12 protein-coding genes are annotated in these 16,610 nt (G+C 54.5%); all 12 read right to left on the bottom strand.

The window, feature by feature from the left end; all coding sequences use genetic code 11:
• Nucleotides 1-542: 542 nt before the first annotated feature.
• Nucleotides 543-1,469 carry a hypothetical protein gene (locus MHH28_RS06210; RefSeq protein WP_405113084.1) on the bottom strand — a complete coding sequence of 309 codons (927 nt, stop codon included), beginning with the start codon at nt 1,467-1,469 and terminating at the stop codon, nt 543-545.
• A 133-nt stretch (nt 1,470-1,602) separates the two neighbouring features.
• Entirely contained in the window at nt 1,603-2,619 is a 1,017-nt protein-coding gene (locus tag MHH28_RS06205) for a hypothetical protein (RefSeq protein ID WP_405113082.1), read from the bottom strand.
• Between the two features lie 3 nt (nt 2,620-2,622).
• A complete protein-coding gene (locus tag MHH28_RS06200; RefSeq protein WP_405113080.1) occupies nt 2,623-3,375 on the bottom strand; it encodes a (S)-benzoin forming benzil reductase in 753 nt (250 codons plus the stop codon).
• A 20-nt stretch (nt 3,376-3,395) separates the two neighbouring features.
• Nucleotides 3,396-3,956, bottom strand: a complete 561-nt coding sequence (locus tag MHH28_RS06195) for a TetR/AcrR family transcriptional regulator (RefSeq protein ID WP_405116874.1) — start codon at nt 3,954-3,956, stop codon at nt 3,396-3,398.
• A gap of 175 nt (nt 3,957-4,131) precedes the next feature.
• A complete protein-coding gene (locus MHH28_RS06190; protein ID WP_405113078.1) occupies nt 4,132-5,994 on the bottom strand; it encodes a beta-L-arabinofuranosidase domain-containing protein in 1,863 nt (620 codons plus the stop codon).
• A gap of 131 nt (nt 5,995-6,125) precedes the next feature.
• The gene (locus tag MHH28_RS06185; RefSeq protein WP_405113076.1) at nt 6,126-7,094 is read right to left on the bottom strand and encodes a hypothetical protein; all 969 of its coding nucleotides are present in this window, start codon (nt 7,092-7,094) and stop codon (nt 6,126-6,128) included.
• A 21-nt stretch (nt 7,095-7,115) separates the two neighbouring features.
• The gene (locus MHH28_RS06180; protein ID WP_405113074.1) at nt 7,116-7,679 is read right to left on the bottom strand and encodes a hypothetical protein; all 564 of its coding nucleotides are present in this window, start codon (nt 7,677-7,679) and stop codon (nt 7,116-7,118) included.
• Nucleotides 7,680-7,873: 194 nt separating this feature from the next.
• Nucleotides 7,874-9,427, bottom strand: coding sequence for a glycoside hydrolase family 3 protein (locus tag MHH28_RS06175; protein WP_405113072.1), 1,554 nt, complete (start codon nt 9,425-9,427; stop codon nt 7,874-7,876).
• Nucleotides 9,428-9,461: 34 nt separating this feature from the next.
• Nucleotides 9,462-11,339: a DUF4838 domain-containing protein gene (locus MHH28_RS06170; protein ID WP_405113070.1), complete on the bottom strand. Its 1,878-nt coding sequence runs from the start codon at nt 11,337-11,339 to the stop codon at nt 9,462-9,464.
• A 47-nt stretch (nt 11,340-11,386) separates the two neighbouring features.
• Entirely contained in the window at nt 11,387-12,553 is a 1,167-nt protein-coding gene (locus MHH28_RS06165) for an N-acetylglucosamine-6-phosphate deacetylase (protein ID WP_405113068.1), read from the bottom strand.
• Nucleotides 12,550-13,326: a glucosamine-6-phosphate deaminase gene (locus tag MHH28_RS06160; RefSeq protein ID WP_405113066.1), complete on the bottom strand. Its 777-nt coding sequence runs from the start codon at nt 13,324-13,326 to the stop codon at nt 12,550-12,552. Before MHH28_RS06160 ends, MHH28_RS06165 begins: the two co-directional genes overlap by 4 nt.
• 197 nt (nt 13,327-13,523) lie before the next feature.
• On the bottom strand, nt 13,524-16,580 hold the full coding sequence (locus MHH28_RS06155; RefSeq protein WP_405113064.1) for a DNRLRE domain-containing protein: 3,057 nt from the start codon (nt 16,578-16,580) through the stop codon (nt 13,524-13,526).
• Nucleotides 16,581-16,610 lie beyond the last annotated feature (30 nt).

The raw sequence follows: 16,610 nt of genomic DNA, 5'->3' as shown, positions 1-16,610 counted from the left end.
CTTCCATAAAATAGAATTAAAAACATGCGAATAGTGGATAATAAATGTTGAATCGAACGATGGTCAAAAATTAAGGGATATTTTACTATTTAACCCGTTTACATCTATTATTATATACCTAAAAACAATTTACGCAATATAATTCGTGTATTATAAAGCGTTAAATTAACTTGGTTACTCCCCTATCATAAAAACATACCGAAAAGTTGAGGGAGATATCGCATTTTGAGGATAAAGGATGCACGCAAAGCCGCAGGGTTCACCCAAGAATCCATCGTACATCAGATTAATGACACCATGAAATGCACCTTGCGTAACTACCAGAATATTGAGTACGGTGTGGTGCTCCCGAATGTTACATTGGCGCTTCTCATTAGTCATTTGTGTGGCGTTGATCCCCGTGAAGTAGATGAATGGAAATACTCTAATCCCCGCACAGCTGTGTCCAAAAATGGCAATTGAATTTCCATTGCAAAAAACCACCGGGCGAGGTTCTTAACCTTCACTGGTGGTTTTTCTTCATAATAAGTCACAATCACTCATCAATCCTTATAAATTCTCCTGTAGCTGTCCCGAAAACGCATTCCGTCGCCCTCGACCACACTGACAGCATAATCCCCGAGCTCATCGGAATAATTAAAATGCACGTTGGCACCCGTATCCAGGAACACGATCATGACATCCAGACTACGGCATTGCTCTATGATCTGGATATCGTTATGCCGGGCAAACACCTGGAAATCTCCCCAGCTGTAGAAATCGTTATCCTGCTGCCGCTCCTCCCTGTCTTCCCTTCCGTGTTCCCCGATGAATTTCATATTCTCCCCGGTGAATTGCAGCTTCTCATCATAAAAAAACTCCATGTACCAGTCTTTGAATTGAAATCCCAAGATGGTGCCCGTTATACTGCTGTGGCTTTCTTTGGTGGTGCACTGCATGAGCAGATCCGTGAAGCGGCGGTTCTCCAGGCCGGGTACGCTTAAGAAACCGCCATGCTTCAGGTATTGGATAAAAGTAAAACCCATGCTCTCCATCTCAAGGAGGTGAGGCTCTGCATGGAGGAGATTCATGATCCTTTTGTTGCCGTACCGGCTGCTTATTTCCTCTATGAGGAGTTCATGATGGGCCTTCGAGTAACGAAAAACCAACCGCAATCCGTTGCTTAGCACCACTCTTATGTTGTTAAGGGTTGGCGTGCATGTGACGATGGTCAGACCCAGCACTGCTATATAATCTTCGAAATAAGACCAGAAGTGAAGGGTACAGCTCTTGACGATCTGATCCCGGGTAATAAGATTCTTGAGCCGGCTAAAATCAATATGTGACCCGTAATAGCTGTTATTCAGATAGATCACGGTTACATCGCAATGCCGGAACTCGAACTCCAAGCCGAGGTGGCGTTCACTTCTGAGGGCGGTTTGACAGGCAAGCATGAGATCCTGAAGCGTCCGTCCGCGATTTTCCGGCATTTCTATATAACCGCCAGATGACATGAAGTCGTCTAGCTGGCTGAAGCTGCTGTATTTCCGGGAAGCATTTATTTGGAACACCTCTATTCTGTAGCGTTATCCGTTATCCGCAGAAGCTGTTGAAAACACAGTGTCAGTCGTGCGATGCAGCGTACTTATTCACGTCTGGCTCGAATTCAGCCCCATTGGACGGGTCCAGCTCCACGTGGCTGGTTCCGCGATCATCGGTCAGCACAAGCATGCGCGAACCGACGATTGGGACGCGATCGGCGCTGGTGAGCATGTGTGCTGAGAAAACACGAGGCATACCGTCGACGATGTAACCTATCTCAACCTTGAACATCGGGAAACTATACAGCCAGCTGTTGGTGAAGCGCCTAGTGGTAAGTGTCCCGGCGAATGATAAACCCTCCATCCGCAGGCGTTCGATGTCTGTCTGACGCCGACGGGCGTGGGCGACCGAGCCGGACAGCCTTAAGAGCACGATGGCGGCCAAGAGGGCAAAGCCGGCTCCGGCGATGGCGCCGAGCTCCGGCGGAACCGTCGGCGACGTCGCAATGGTCTTGAAGTCGAAGGGGCGCGAAGAATCCATGATCCGCATCCAGAGCAGGAGGACTCCCGCATCCGCAGCAAGCCCCCCGGTAACCGCGAGCATCGCAAACAGGCCCGCGGCACTTCTCTGTCCGAATTGCCCGGCCGCTCTGGAGTACAATCCCGTAGTTGCAATAATTGCGGCGAACAGCAGTACTACGGCGGCGCCTACTGCGACTGGATGACCGAGCAGCGTGCCGATTGCCGGTGTTGGGGCCAGGCCGAGCAGCGTGCCGAACAGCACGGTGCCTGTCATCGCCCACAGTACCATAGCTGTGAGCAGCCACGGCAGAAGCGGCGCCGCACGTCCGACGCGGCGTCCCGGCCGGAGCACTGTCATCCGCATTCCCTTGTCCCTCGTAGAGAACATCGGCAATATCTCGAAGTGCTCCTGCTGTCCGCTACTCTGATTGTCCTCCACAGCGTTTCTCATAGGCACAGCCCTCCGGAAGGAGACAGCCGCAACTCTAGTGAAGGTGAATTTCTGTATCTGTCCATATACATTCTCACATCCATAATTTTTTAGCAGTATTATACCAGATATTTCACTGTATTCCATTGCTTAATCAATGGTTTCAATAATAACAGTCTTTCCGAAATCATTACTTACAAGAATTTCGATTAATTTAGACGCTGTGTATTCCGGCGATTGCAGTTTCCCTTCCTCAGATAGTTGAATGAACTCATTAACATAGGGGAAAAGCTCTCTGGAGACGGACCGTATGTCCGATTGCAAGCTTGTGTCGATCATACCGGGATAGACTGCTGCTGCTTTTGCCGGATACGTAGCCAACTTCTGTTCTATGTCTATACACTTGGTAAAAGAGTCTAAACCAGCTTTGGCAGTACTGTAGGCGCTTTGTGAAGGCAGTATGTACTTTGCAGAAGCTGATGATATATTCAGGATTCTTTTGTCTATATTCATATGCTTAGTGAGCTGTAAAAAGTTGGAGGTGATGACCATCGGTGCTAATAAATTCAAATGGAGGTTCTCTACGATTTGCTCCGTCTCTAACTGCTCCATCGGGCTCACAGGAGTCAACATAGCGGCATTATTGATAAGATAGACGGCTTCATCGCTGGAACGGAGATCAATTCGGCTGAATATTTCTTCACAAAGCTGATCGATACCAAGGATATCCGTTAAATCATATTTGAAATAATCCATTGGACAATCTAATTCCTTCGCACGATCCATGAGTCCTTGATTAGCCGTTCTGGATATACATATCAGATGGTGGGACGGGTCGATGAATTGATTCGCGAGGGATTCACCGATTCCTCTGGATGTACCTGTAATAATAATATGTTTCAAGTGTATCTGCCTCCAGTAATTTAATTGTGATCTTCCTGAAGAATCATTCTTCGGACAGCCTCTTCCCAAATCATCTGATACTCAAGCTCCATCTTCATCATCTTACATCTGGACAAATTATCTATAAGCAGGGCAAGAATGGCTGCGTTAACCCCGATGGTTGAAGAAGCGATAAGCCCGAATTCAGCGCCCTTGGACAGAAGTTGAACAAAACCATTTACAAAATCTTGTTGAATTTTCAAAAATGGTGCTCTAAATTGTTCATCCCGCTCCGCCAGCATCGCAAACTCACTTAGCACCCTTAATGTAGAGCGATACTCTTCCCCGCCGCTTGGCAGCATGTTCAGACCGCCGCTGATCAGTATTTCTGCGTAATTGTCTTTATTGGCGGACTCCGTATCAAAGTATGCAGTAAAATGATGATCCCGGAAAATATGCTCAAAGGTCCGGCTGATCAGCTCTTCTTTGGTCGCAAAATGATAATAAATAGAGGATTTGGTGATTCCCACTTTTTTTGAAATTAAGCCCAAACTCGTTTTCTCAATTCCATACTCAGCAAAAAGCTCAAATGCTGCCTGGATGATGTAACTGGATGTAATCTCTTTCTTTTTGATAACCCTCAGGCTCCCTTCTAGTGAATTAATGTCATTATAAGGATTTGTCTAATGAATTGTCAATAATTTAACGACCGATCGTTCAAAAAAAGTTTATGCAAAGAATAACCACCTGCAAGGATGCAGGTGGCCGCTCTAACAACTATTCGTTTCGTACAGGGAAATACACCTGATAAGGCTCATACCCGATATCGCGGATTCTCCGCAGCTGAATGCCCGGGTCCTGACGGGTGGTCTTGAAGAAATATCGCCAGCTTCCCCACTCCCGTTCGTTCTCCATGATGATCTCACCTGCTGCATCCGCTAACGGGGTATACAGAATCCGTTCATGCTCAGTGATCCCGGCGAGGACCTCAGGTCCAAACCGGAAGGCTCCGGTCTGCTCATCATCCGGCAGCGGGATAAACCGGATGCCTACCGGCAGAATGATGCTGACCCGGTCGCCGTCCTGCCAGTTCCGCAGAATAGTATAGAAGGCGGAGTGATCCGCAGACTTTCCGTGCAGCTCGCTGTTTACATAGATGACAGCCTCCGACATGATCCAGTCCGGTATCCGCAGATGGATGGCAAATTCACTGGCAGCGCCGGTATGAACGGTGAAGTCATATTTTCTGTAATCCGGCATATTCTCATGCAGCGCTGTAATCTCATTCAATTCCTGCTGCCCGGCCGTGTTCGAGGAGTTCAGCATACTTCCGCTCATATAATCCTGGGTCTGCTGAAGCCTTACGCTCCCGCCGTTCAGCTCTGTGCTCAGCTCCGAGCGGAAATACTGGCAGACATACAGGTCGTCCTGCTCCTGATAATAGATGCCTCTGTTCAACGCGGCATTAGCCTGGACCATCGTTCCGTGGCAGCAGAAGAAGCTGTCCGTCTCCGTGCTCCAGTCCTTCCGCAGCCCGGCCTTCATCGGCAGGAAGTAGGTGAGCAAGCCGGTTGCAGGATCGCTGTGCTTATTGCCGGTCAGATGATACTCCTGGTAATAGGCCTGGGCCATAATCCCGTTGTACATATTATATTCGATATACTGCGCATAGGCAGGATCTGAGGTATGCCGGAACAGGAATTCTGCCAGGCGGATCATGTTATATACCGTACAGTGCTCCTGATTCTTGTCTCCAAGGCGGGCCTTGAGCTTCATCTTTGGCATCCATACCTCACCGGCCGTGTTGCCGCCTGTGGCCAGCATTCCCCGTTCAGTTACAGCACATTTCCAGTAAGCCGTGACAATGTCCATCCAGCGCTGCTCCCCGGTGACTTCATAAGCTCTGGCGCAGCCCAGTACTTCCGGAATGGTTGTGTTGGCATGCATGTTGGTCAGCGGGTCCTTGTTCTCCAATAACGGGCGGAACAGTCTGCTGCGGTAATAACGCTCCAGCAAGGTTGTGTACTTGGCATTCCCGGTGATATGAAGCAGGTCCGCCCACGCCTCCAGCATACCGCCCGTCTCCATGTCGAGAATGTCATCGAATTTATCCCTGGTGAAGCCGGTGCTCCAATTCACGAACCAGTCGGCAAAATGGTCCGCGATCTCAAGCGCCTTCTCGCTGCCAGTGAATTGATGCATATCCACAAGTCCCATGAATAACTTATGGATGTTATACTGCGGCGCCCAGATCGCCTTGCCTTGGGCCACCCAGTGCAGATATTTCTCAGGAATCGGCGCAGCCCATTGTCCGCCGTTGTCCTTCTGGCATTCAGCCAGCTCGTCCAGGATGAGATCAGCCTTCACCTTGATTTCCATATCTCCGGTCTCATGATACCGGATCGCTGCCGCTGACAGCCAGTGTCCCAGGAAATGTCCGCGAATCTGGCAGACCGGTGTCTCCCATCCCCCGTGTGCATCCTCTGGAATATCTCTGCCGTCAAATCTGCCTGCTTCTACTTTATAGTTAAAGAGGAGATTATCATTCGTCAGTTTCATTAGATACCGGCGGTTGGCCCCTTCCCTGCGCTTCAAGTCATTATCTTGAAGAACAACCTGTTTGCCTTTCAGTTCTCTCATTGCTGCAGCCCCTTAATGGAATGACATTGATTGCACAATGAAATTATAAGACAGCCTATCCGGCAATCCAATGATGGATACGAATATAAAGTTGATTCATACGGCTTAATTGCGTCAACTTCGGGTGGAAATCATAGCTGCCTCAGATCCTCTTCGGTGATGAACACGGCTTTATGCTTTTTGCGGTTGTAGCTGATTTGAACAGGATCACCTACCTTAAGCGGACTGAGGAAGGAGATGACCTGCTTAATCTCAACCTCCTTGAGCCGGCCTTCGTCCACGAATTCCACCACGAAACGGACCATCGGCTGTTCGTTAACATAGAGACCAGTCTCCTGCATACTCTTAATGTTGCCCTGAACGATCTGGCCTGACAGAATCTGTTTGCGTCTGGTGTTCATCAGCTTCCGCGGAATAATGGCAAAGCCCAGCAGCATGGCCAAGGTAATCACGACCCATACTGCCCAGTTGATGATAAGTCCTCCGCCCTGCTTGGCATAATTCCAGAAGCTTACCAAGGAGACCCGGGTATCGTTGTCCGTTATGAGCCAGCCTTCCACCTGCTGATTGGTGTATACGTTGGCCTTCCCGATCTCCAGATCGGCAGCCCCTACTTCCTGTTTGCCGCTGCTATAATATAGCGTGCTGCTGCCTGATTGCTTATAGAACCGGGTGTCCGTATCCTTGATATGGTCATACGCTAACTGCTTCAGAAGTGATGAAGCATCCTGAAACTGTCCGGTCCGTTCATTGAAAATATATCCTGTAACCTGCCCTTCCACTTCATCCTCTGCCGTAGATCCGGCGATTAGCAACTCATCGTCATTCAGCAGGAAGACACGGGCTTGATAGACCGGCTTCGGCACAGGAACAGCAGCTCCCCATTCCTTCTCGTTTCTGTTGTAGAAGGCAGCTATGCCCGGATAATCGTCATGCACTCGGACCAGCTTGGCGTTATTGAAGCCAAAGACCTTGGCGAACTGTACGCTGGCCCGGTCCTGCAGAGCGAATGAGGCTTCATCCTCCTGCCCCACCAGCACGGCAGGCTTGCCTGCCTTGTCCAGAATTCCGCTGACCAAGGCTGAACGGTTATCCTTCAAGCTGACCGAGAATAATGGGACCTACAGTTCATTCTGGAAGCTGCCTATCAACTCAGACATCCGGACCGGTCTAGCCGGGAGAAGCTTCTGCTTATCCAGAATCACCCGTTCCAGCTTGCCGTCCTTCACCTGGGCAATCACCCATTCGGAGTCCGTGATATTCCCGGCGGCAATCAATCTGCCCCGCCAGGAGAACGCATTCGAACTCAAGGAGAACGGAATATGGAGCGTACCTTGCGACAGCTCCTCGATCTCGCCTGTGGGCCGGATGAGATTCAGCATTAGTCCTGAGGCTTTGGTATAGATCGGGATGAGAATACCATCCTGCTGATAGGTGACTGGTCCCGGCTCGCTCTGGAAGCTGGTGGGGATGGTGGTCTGCCGGATCAGAGCTGCTGTAGCGGTGTCCCATAGATATACGTCGTATTTCTCATCAAATGTATCTTCCTTGGACAGGCCTAGCATCTGCTTGCCCCCGTCCAGCAGATAGATCTGTTCCATTGAGGGGAAATAGTCGGTAATGTTCATTAGATAACTTTTGTAATCCTTCCAGGTGTAGAAGCTCAGAATGAGTACTGGAATCATAAGTACTAAATAAGTGAGTGAGAACATCCGCTTTAGGGTCATCATGTGTTTTTCCCTTCTCCGACTTGTTCGTGTTTCCTCCAGGAATTGGGTTGCTATGCCTTAACCATAGTACTATGTTTGTCTCTATCAACACAAATAAGAGCAGACCTCATTGCTACCATGAGAGCCTGCTCTTGACTGTGTGATTAAGCTTATCCAACCAGCACTTCTGCCAGTGCCTGAAGCGAATAATCGGAGGTGGAGCACAGCAGAATGCTGCCTGCACTCTGCGGCAGGTAAGCATCGTCATACGGGTTACGCAGCACCAGGTTCAGCAGCGGCCCGGCGGCGGCAAGCTGCTCGGCAAGCCGGAGCTGTCCGCCGAACAGATGGGCGTTCAGCGTCCCTTGAATCACGGTATGTCCGGCGGCCTTGGCACATAAGTCCGAGATCTCAGCGGCTTCCGGCTTCATGCTGCAATACTCTACCTGTACGGATAAGCCCTGGGCTTCGAGCAGCAAGGCCAAGCCGATGGTCTGGCCGCCGGAATTGTCGGCGATGGTGAGCTGCTCCTGGCGCGGCAAGATCAGCAGATATGAGTGTTCTGCAGACAACGGAAGGAGTTGCTGCGGGTCACGGCTGATCTTGATCGTGCGGCGCGCATATTGCAGGGCCGCCTCATTCCAGTTCTCGCGTGGAATGGGCCGGGCTGCCGCCTGGTATTGCCGGAATTTTGCGTAGAGGCGGTGAATGCGGCTGACTGATTCGTCAATTCTGGATTCGGCGATGACGCCTTCCAGCACAGCTTTTCGGATGCCAGCGATGACCCGCTCCTGGAATTCCGGCGTATGACACATCAGAATCATGTCATTGCCGGCCAGCACAGCCAGTACTCCCACATCTTCCGGGTTAAAATTCTTCTTGATCGCGCCCATCTCGATGTCATCGGTGCAGATGACGCCCTCGAAGCCGAGACGCCCCCGCAGCAGGTCTGCAGCGAAGAAAGGACTGAGTGAAGCAGGCAGCCCGTCCGACTCGGGAATGTTGGGAAACAGCAGATGGCCCATCATGATTGAATCGGCCCCGGCTTCAATGGCAGCGATGAATGGCCGCAGCGGCCCGCCCATTAACTCTTCCAGCGTCAATTCACATTCCGGCAGGACCACATGGGAATCCCCGCTGACCTGTCCATGGCCGGGGAAATGCTTGGCTGTGACGGCTACCCCTGCCTCATGCATCCCCTGAATATAGGCTTTGCCGAAGGCGGCAACCACTTCAGGGTCCTCGCCGAAGGAACGCACCCCTACAACCGGATTGTCAATATTCGTATTCACATCCAGCACCGGCGCCCAGTTCATCGGAATGCCCAGTGCGTGGAGCTGGCTGCCGATGATTTTACCCTGGAGATAAGCGGTTTCGGCGTCTGGGCTTAACCCAGCGGCCCGGTTGCCGGGGATGTAGGGATAGAAAGTCTTGAATTTGGAGAGTGTGCCCCCCTCTTCGTCTATCGAGACATAGTACGGCTGCGGAATACCGTAGTCCCCGGCAATGGCCTGAACCTGCGCCATCAGCTCAAGCGTCTGCTGCTCATCCTTAACATTATGAGGAAACAGGCCGATTCCTCCGAACCGGTTCCGGGACATCCGTTCACGGAAGTCCGGCTCCGCTATTGTGGAGGGGGTGCCTACAACGCACATTAGCGATATTTTGTCCTCCAGGCTCATGGTGGCCGGATCGTGTAGCGAATTCAATTCGTTCTGCTGCATAAGTGTTGTGTCCTCCTGTAATTCTGTTAGATGCTCATTCCCCGTGCGCCAGCCCGATCTCCCGGTATAGTGTCCGCTCCAAATAATCATGCAGATAGAAACGGGACAATACGAAATGCTCTGCCATATCGCGGGGCTGGTATTGCAGGAGTGCCTCCAGCATCCGGGGCCGGACCGCTTCACGGCCGTTATGGTTACGCGTGTAATTATTACGCAGCGAGCGCCATTCTGCGCTGTCGCCCGGGTACAGTTCCCAGCGGTAGGCGTATTTGTGGATTGCCCTGGAGCGGTCGGTCGCTACCTCGAAGTCATGCATAATTGCAATCAGCTCGGCGTAGTCCTTATTCTTCATGACATTCTCCCGCAGCTTCCAGATGATATCGTAATAATCCTCCAGCTGGTAATTGCCGAGCCGGGCGTGGCCAATCTCGGGAGTAATCCCGTGGAACAGTTCAAGAAAGCGGTCGATGAAGGTGTCTGCATCAGCTTTGCGGTTCCAGGCCAGATCGGCGTGCAGCAGCATCGGATACCAGGTGGTCTCGAATACGCCGTAAGGCACGCCAAGGCTGAACGGCCCGGTCCAGTTCGTAGCCACCATGCAGCGGATATCCAGCTGCTCTGCGGTCTCTGCCCATTGCAGCAGGTTGTCGGTCCGTTTGTCTATCACCGGATAATTCTGATGCTCCGCCCAGTCGAAGCTGCGGACCGCCGGTGCGCCCATCACCTCAATGCCGAGCGCCCGGAACTTGCGGGTCAAGGAAGTGACCTCATCCTGTATGTTGCGCCCGTTATAGATCCAGATCATCGCCGCGCTGCGCGGATCAAGCTTCGCCAGCTCCCCGGGCGGGCATTTGTCCAGCATGTCATGCCAGAAAATCGGCTGTCTGCCCCGGCTGGCCGTGAATTCGATCAGGCGGTTCAGGAAGGAGATGAAGGCCCGTTCCCGAACGCCGCCGAACGCTTTCCGGCACGCTTCACATTCACACAGACTATACACCTCGTCACAGCCGAGATGGATATAGCGCGATTCGGGATGGGCATCCATCATCTCAGCAAGCAGTCCGGTGATCAGTTCATACGTCTGCGGATGAGACGGGCAGATCTCCCCGGTAGACTCCTCGGTTTCCCGCAGATGCTTCCATGAGTCATGGCGCAACACATACTCCAGGTGGCCGAAGCTCTGCTGAAGCGGAATTATTTCGATATAATGCTCATGGGCTGCGGCCTGGAGCGCCTCGAGTTGTTCCCGGCTAAGCGCGTGCTGCTGATGGGCGAATTCCCGGTGCGCCTTGAACGGAAATTTGTCCTCATATTCAATGAGCACGGCGTTTGTCTTGAAGCGGGAGAACTCAGCCAGATATTCGATCAGCCGCTCCGGCTTCGAGAAGGTCTGGCGCAGATCGAAATTCATCACCCGAAGCTCCGTATCGGGCCAGTCCGTAATAGATACGGCCGGAATATCGCTATCCCCGTGCAGGCACTGCAATTGCTGCAGCGTCTGCAAGCCGTAATAGAGTCCGGGCGCGTCCAGTGTGCGGATCACGGCTCCGCTTGCGCTAACCTCCAGGTGATAGCCTTCCTTCCTGCCCTCCAGCGCAGACAAGTCTATCTCATCCACAGCCGCAGTCCTGGCGGTATCTTGCCCGGCATCTCCAGGTTCAGCCTGTGCTGAAGTGCTCTCAGTCCCCTCAGTTCCCTTGATTCTGACAATCCTCTCAATCAGCAGCGAGTATCCCCTACCTGCTCCCGAGTCGGCGGTGACTTCCCGGCCGGGAAAAGCCCGCCGGCAATGAAGCATCAGCCGGGGATCTTCCACTTCCATGGCCAGTTGCAGACGGACTTCCCCGCCTGCCAGCCATGGCTCCTTTTCTGTCATCCTCACCTGCTTCGGCTCGGGTATTAAGCTAAGCATCGCTCTCTCCTCCTAGTACAACGTCAGGTTTAAACTGAATCAGAGCTCTAATTATCCTTATCGGCCGCTCTCATCCGGCCGTTCTTCCATACCGCCTGAATATCCATGGCTCCGCCGTTCTTGCGGAAGCCGATCAGATCCGCAGGCACACCGGCGGCAAGCCCCGCAGCCTGCGGGAGTCCCAGCAGCCGGGCCGGGTGGACGGACGCGCAATCAAGCGCTTCCTCCAGCGGGGCCAGCCCGGCCTTGACCAGATAGGCTACCTGATCCGGCAGCATCATGGCCGACCCGGCCAGGAGCTTCGGATGGCCAGCCAGATGCAGCCACCCCTCCTGCGTCAGCACCACGTCACCGCCGATATGCAGCCGGTAAGCGCCCGGCGCCATGCCGCTCAGCGAGACAGCATCGCTGACCAGGATCGCCCGGCTGCGCTTCACCCGCAGCATCACCTTCAGCAGCGCATCGGGCAGATGGCAGCCGTCTGCAATCATGCAGCCGTACAGCTCATCGGCGGCCAGCTGCTCCCAAAGATAGTGGGGATGCCGCGGAAGCGTAAGATGTGTGCCGTTGCCCAGATGGGTGGACATCACCGCGCCTGCGGCTACCGCTTCGCGGATCTGCTCCGGCGCAGCCGCCGTGTGTCCTATGGAGACCCGGACGCCGGAGGCGGTGCACCGGGAGATGAAGGCTGCGGCTCCGGGCCATTCGGGCGACACGGTAATGATCCTGATCAGCCCATCCGCTGCGTCCTGCCAGCGGCAGAAGGCTTCCCAGTCGGGCGGACAGATATGCTCCAAGGGATGCGCACCGCGCGGACCGTCCTCCGGCGACAAGAAAGGCCCTTCCAGATGGATGCCTGCGACCAGCCCGGCTGTATCCGGCTGCTCCCGCACCGCTATGGCAATGGCGGACGCCGCTTGGGTAAGCTGGTCCGGCCCGTTCGTAATCAGAGTCGGGCAATACGTAGTGACTCCACGGGCGAGAAGGCGGCGTGAGAGTCGGGCAACGGTCTCCGGCTCAAGCGGCAACGTATTGAAGTCCAGTCCCCAGCCGCCGTTCACCTGCAAATCAACCAGCCCCGGCGCAAGCCAGGGCCAATCTGCCATATGCCGGCTCTCGGCCAGCGTATGAACCGCTTCGATGACACCATCGTTAACGTGGACCTCAACCGGCAGGCCGGTTCTGTAATGTCTTCCCGAGATCACACCGTTCATGGGCCGAAGGCATCCCGGTCCGTGAACAGCGTAATGGCGGGATGGGTACGAAGAAGACTTGCCGGACACGCGGTGCTGACCGGGCCATGAAGCGCTGCTTGCAGCGCGGCCTGCTTGGCCTTGCCGGGAACAATGGCGAACAGATGATGTCCTGCCATCAAGGCAGGCACAGTCAGCGTCAGCGCATGGGTGGGTACATCGTCCAGGCTGGCGAAGCAGCCGTCATTCACCTGCTGTGTCCGGCAGGCTTCGTCCAGCTCGACCGCTTTTACGAGGAGCGGATCGGCGAAATCGGCCACAGGCGGATCATTGAATGCAATATGTCCGTTCTCCCCGATGCCGAGGCAGACGATATCAATAGGCGCTTCATTCAGCAGGGCGGCGTATCTCTGACATTCCTCTTCAATATCGCCCGGTCTGCCCAGCAGTTCGACCCGTCCGGGATTTACCCGGCTGAACAGCCGTTCCTGCAAGAAGTTCCCGAAGCGCTCGGGAGCGTCAGCCGGAAGACCGATATATTCATCCATATGAAAAGCATGCACCCGGGACCAGTCAATCCCCTGCTCCCGGACCAGCCCCTCATACAGCTCATTCTGTGATGGGGCCGCTGCAAATACAAAGCGAACCGGAGCTGTGGAATCCTTCTGCAAGTCTCGGATTCTCTGTCCAACCTGACCAGCTGCCGCCGCTCCCATCTCACTGCGGTGGTGAAAAACCAGAACACGCATACGTTCCACCTGCTGCTCCTCAGCCGGAGCCGTACTATCATTCATAGCTACGTCATTCCTCCTTATTGGGGTGTGGCAGGGGCGGGGGGCCGCCCCTGCTTGTTACACTCATCCAGTTACACTCATCCAGTTACACTTATCCAGTCACGCTCTCCCACTTACGCTCTTCTCGTTACGCTCATTCACTTATACTCTTCCAGTTCTTCTCTTCCAGTCACGCTCTGTCTAGCGCATACACTCGCTTACAACCCGCCACTCACCATCAAATATGGCTTGTTATCTGAATTCTCCGAACTGGCCAGCGATACCACGATGCCGGAAGTATTGGGATCGCTCCACTGAAAGGTTGGCTGTACTCCGGCTGCCGCAGCCGCTAGGACATAAGCGGTAACATCGGCGCTGTACCAGCCGGACCCGGCGACCCGGACCGTTCCGAGATTCGTTCCGCCGCTGACGGGACGGTTATTCCATGTGATGCTGCTCTCGGTCCACTGTACTCCGCTGAAGCCCTTCAGAGCAAGCGTAACCGGGGATGCAGGCGCTGCGGTAACATAGACATTCAGCGTAACCGATTGTACCTGAGTTCCGGGAAGATTCATTTCCGCCTGCATGAAGGCGATGCGGTCCCCTCCGCCCTGGGCATTCGGAAGATCGGCGACCTCCAGAACCGGAGCCTGCCCGATATTGACGGAGGGCTGGTGTTCATGAACATAAGCATCCATTTCCACCGGGATCACCGGATCTGCCGGTGCGCTTCTCTCGATATGCAGCAGATACAGATCGGCAGTTCCATCCTCGTGATGTACCAGGATCGGCACATCAGCAGGTTGTGATCCAATCGTAATGGATGCGGCTGTTCCCGAAGCCGCTGGCATTCCGTTAATCCGTACCGTATCCGATGCTTTGGAGGTAACCGGGGTGACCTGTAGCGAAGTTACATTGCTGCCCACAGTCACGGTATAAGCCTTGTCACTGGCGGCAAAAGGCTTGTCCCAGTTGCCAGCCGACAGCGTTAATCCGCTAAGCCCGCCATGCGGCAGCAGCGCCGTGGTGTGCGGCTGGTCATGCGCGCTGGCGTAGTAATAACCGGCGGCCTGAACTCTTCTCGGCTCGAACCCGGCCTGACGGCCTGGGAGAATCGCCTCTGAAGTGAAGGCTGCGCGTCCGTCTGCTCCTGTAACTGCCGCTGCATAACGGCCTGCGGAATACGTGAACCGGCCTTCCACCGCAGCTCCAGGAATCACTGCTCCTGTAGCATAATCACGCACCTTCATCGAAGCTGCTGTAGCGGTTCCAGTATAGGACAGCAGCATATCTGTCACGATCATCGGCTTCAGCGCTGTGCTGCCGGTGACCGCAGATACTTCGCTGGAGAGCGGCCCGATATTGCCCGCCAGATCACGGGCGGCAATGCGGTAATAGTAAGTGGTGTCCGGGAGCAACCCCTTGTCCTGGTAATTCAGGCCCCGGGCGAGTCCGGCAATGTCCGCCGAGGTTGGCGTGAAGCCGGGGACCGTGCTGCGGTAGATCATGTAACGGTCTACCTCTAAGTTGTCAGTCGCCATGCCGTAAGTCAGCCGGATGCTCTGATAGTCGCTGGCAACAGCGGACGGTGTGCCCGCAGCAAACGACGGTGCTTCATGGTCTTCCGGTGCGGTCCAGTAGACGCCGCCCGGTCCCCAATACGAAGGCAGTGCCCGGTAGGAATCATAGTGATGGACAGCGATTCCGCCAAAGGCGCTGCTCAGCCCGGAAGCGGCATAGACCTTGTCCAGCTCGGCTTCCATATGGGTGCGCCCTTCTTCCAGGAAGGTGATCGTCTCCGGGTCGCCGCTGTTGGCAATATCCAGCGTCTCCACTCCGATGACTACCGAGTTCGGCTTGCCGATGGTCTCAGCATAGGCCAGCTCACCGGCAGCCCCGGCAATGATGCCTGCGGTTCCGTCTGCGGAATCGCGGTAATCCATGATCGAGATATAATCGGAGATGTCCTGGATATGCTCGGACAGCCATTTCGTTGTGCCGTTCCACTGGATATTCGCTCCCTGCTCGGAAGAATCGTACCATTTGGGTACAGCCGGGCCGAAGGGCAGCCGGATACCGGCTGTATCCCGGCGGTCAATCATTTTGCGCAGACCATCCAGGTATTCCTTCTGCAGGAACTTGCTTGGAGCTTTGAAGTCCGGGGAAATATACGGCTCGATGTCCACGTTGATCCCGTCAAACTTCTCATCCGCATCCGCCGCTAGATTGTAGTTGATAATCTGCTCAATCTCCCGCACGGCATGATGGTGGTAGCGCTCATAAGCGCCCATATAAGCCGGGGAGGTTCCGCCCGCCACAAGAGCATGAACACTTAAGTTCCGCTCATGCGCCCAGCGCATGAAGGAGCGCAGCTCGTCTTCCTGCTCCTCCAGTGCCCGGTATCCGGCATAATTGCCGACAGCCAGATACAGGGTCGTGACCGGCTCTGAACCGAAGGTCGCGGTGTCCGTAACGAAGGACTCCAGCACTTCGCGCGAGCCTGGATTCAGCAGCAGCTTATAGCTCTCCGGCTCCCAGATCCACATCGCCCGGTCCTGATCCGGCAGAGGAACTGCCGGCTCATGGGTGCCCGCACCGACCTGCGCATAGACGGTCGGGCTATAGCCATAGCGTCCAGGCGCATTCGTGGCCCGTGCCTCCAGGCTGATCGTGCGGTCGCCGATGCCCGCCGTATTCCAGGCATATACATATTCCGTGCCGTTATAAGTAGCCTGCTGCCAAGGGCCCCGGTTCACTCTGACCTGAACGCCGGAGACCGGCGCAGCCGATTCTGCCTGAACGGTGACCGCCACCTGTCCGGTCACAGCAATCCCTTCATCCGGACCCGTAATCGTCACCACAGGCGCGGTGCCTGCGGAGTTGGTTACCTCAAGGGTTGCGGATGGGCTCCACACCCCATAGCGGGTGGAGGTATCCAGCCCGCGGGCGACCAGCTCGACCGAACCGTTGTAACGGGAGGTGTCGAGCGTATAAGACCAGCTGCCGCTGTCATCCCCGTCCGGGTCCTCCAGCAGCGCTTCGAACTGGGCCGTCCCGTTCACATATAACCGGACATCATACAGTCCGGTATAGGTGCCGCTGACCTCCACCGGCCCGCCGGAGGAGACATATCCCCCGGGCGGTTCATCCAGTGTAATGGTGCCTGCGGCCCGGGCTGTGCCCGGGACCGCCACTGCTGAGAGTACAACAATCAGACCTACCAAGGGTAGAATCCATCCAAACCGTTTGCCAGAGCCTTGCAGCTGTTGCTTCATAAGCGGCGCCTCCTTTAGTGGTCAAGCGAA

The organism is Paenibacillus sp. FSL K6-1217, from assembly GCF_045040735.1.
In the GTDB taxonomy this organism is placed as follows: Bacteria; Bacillota; Bacilli; order Paenibacillales; family Paenibacillaceae; genus Paenibacillus_AQ.
This window is presented reverse-complemented; position numbering and strand designations above follow the sequence as displayed.

Excerpts from the sequence above, each read along its gene's own strand:
- MHH28_RS06205 (WP_405113082.1), bottom strand. The coding sequence starts at position 2,619 with ATGGAATACAGTGAAATATCTGGTATAATACTGCTAAAAAATTATGGA.
- MHH28_RS06180 (WP_405113074.1), bottom strand. The coding sequence starts at position 7,679 with ATGATTCCAGTACTCATTCTGAGCTTCTACACCTGGAAGGATTACAAA.
- MHH28_RS06155 (WP_405113064.1), bottom strand. The coding sequence starts at position 16,580 with ATGAAGCAACAGCTGCAAGGCTCTGGCAAACGGTTTGGATGGATTCTA.
- MHH28_RS06210 (WP_405113084.1), bottom strand. The coding sequence starts at position 1,469 with ATGCCGGAAAATCGCGGACGGACGCTTCAGGATCTCATGCTTGCCTGT.
- MHH28_RS06170 (WP_405113070.1), bottom strand. The coding sequence starts at position 11,339 with ATGCTTAGCTTAATACCCGAGCCGAAGCAGGTGAGGATGACAGAAAAG.
- MHH28_RS06175 (WP_405113072.1), bottom strand. The coding sequence starts at position 9,427 with ATGCAGCAGAACGAATTGAATTCGCTACACGATCCGGCCACCATGAGC.
- MHH28_RS06165 (WP_405113068.1), bottom strand. The coding sequence starts at position 12,553 with ATGAACGGTGTGATCTCGGGAAGACATTACAGAACCGGCCTGCCGGTT.
- MHH28_RS06160 (WP_405113066.1), bottom strand. The coding sequence starts at position 13,326 with ATGAATGATAGTACGGCTCCGGCTGAGGAGCAGCAGGTGGAACGTATG.
- MHH28_RS06190 (WP_405113078.1), bottom strand. The coding sequence starts at position 5,994 with ATGAGAGAACTGAAAGGCAAACAGGTTGTTCTTCAAGATAATGACTTG.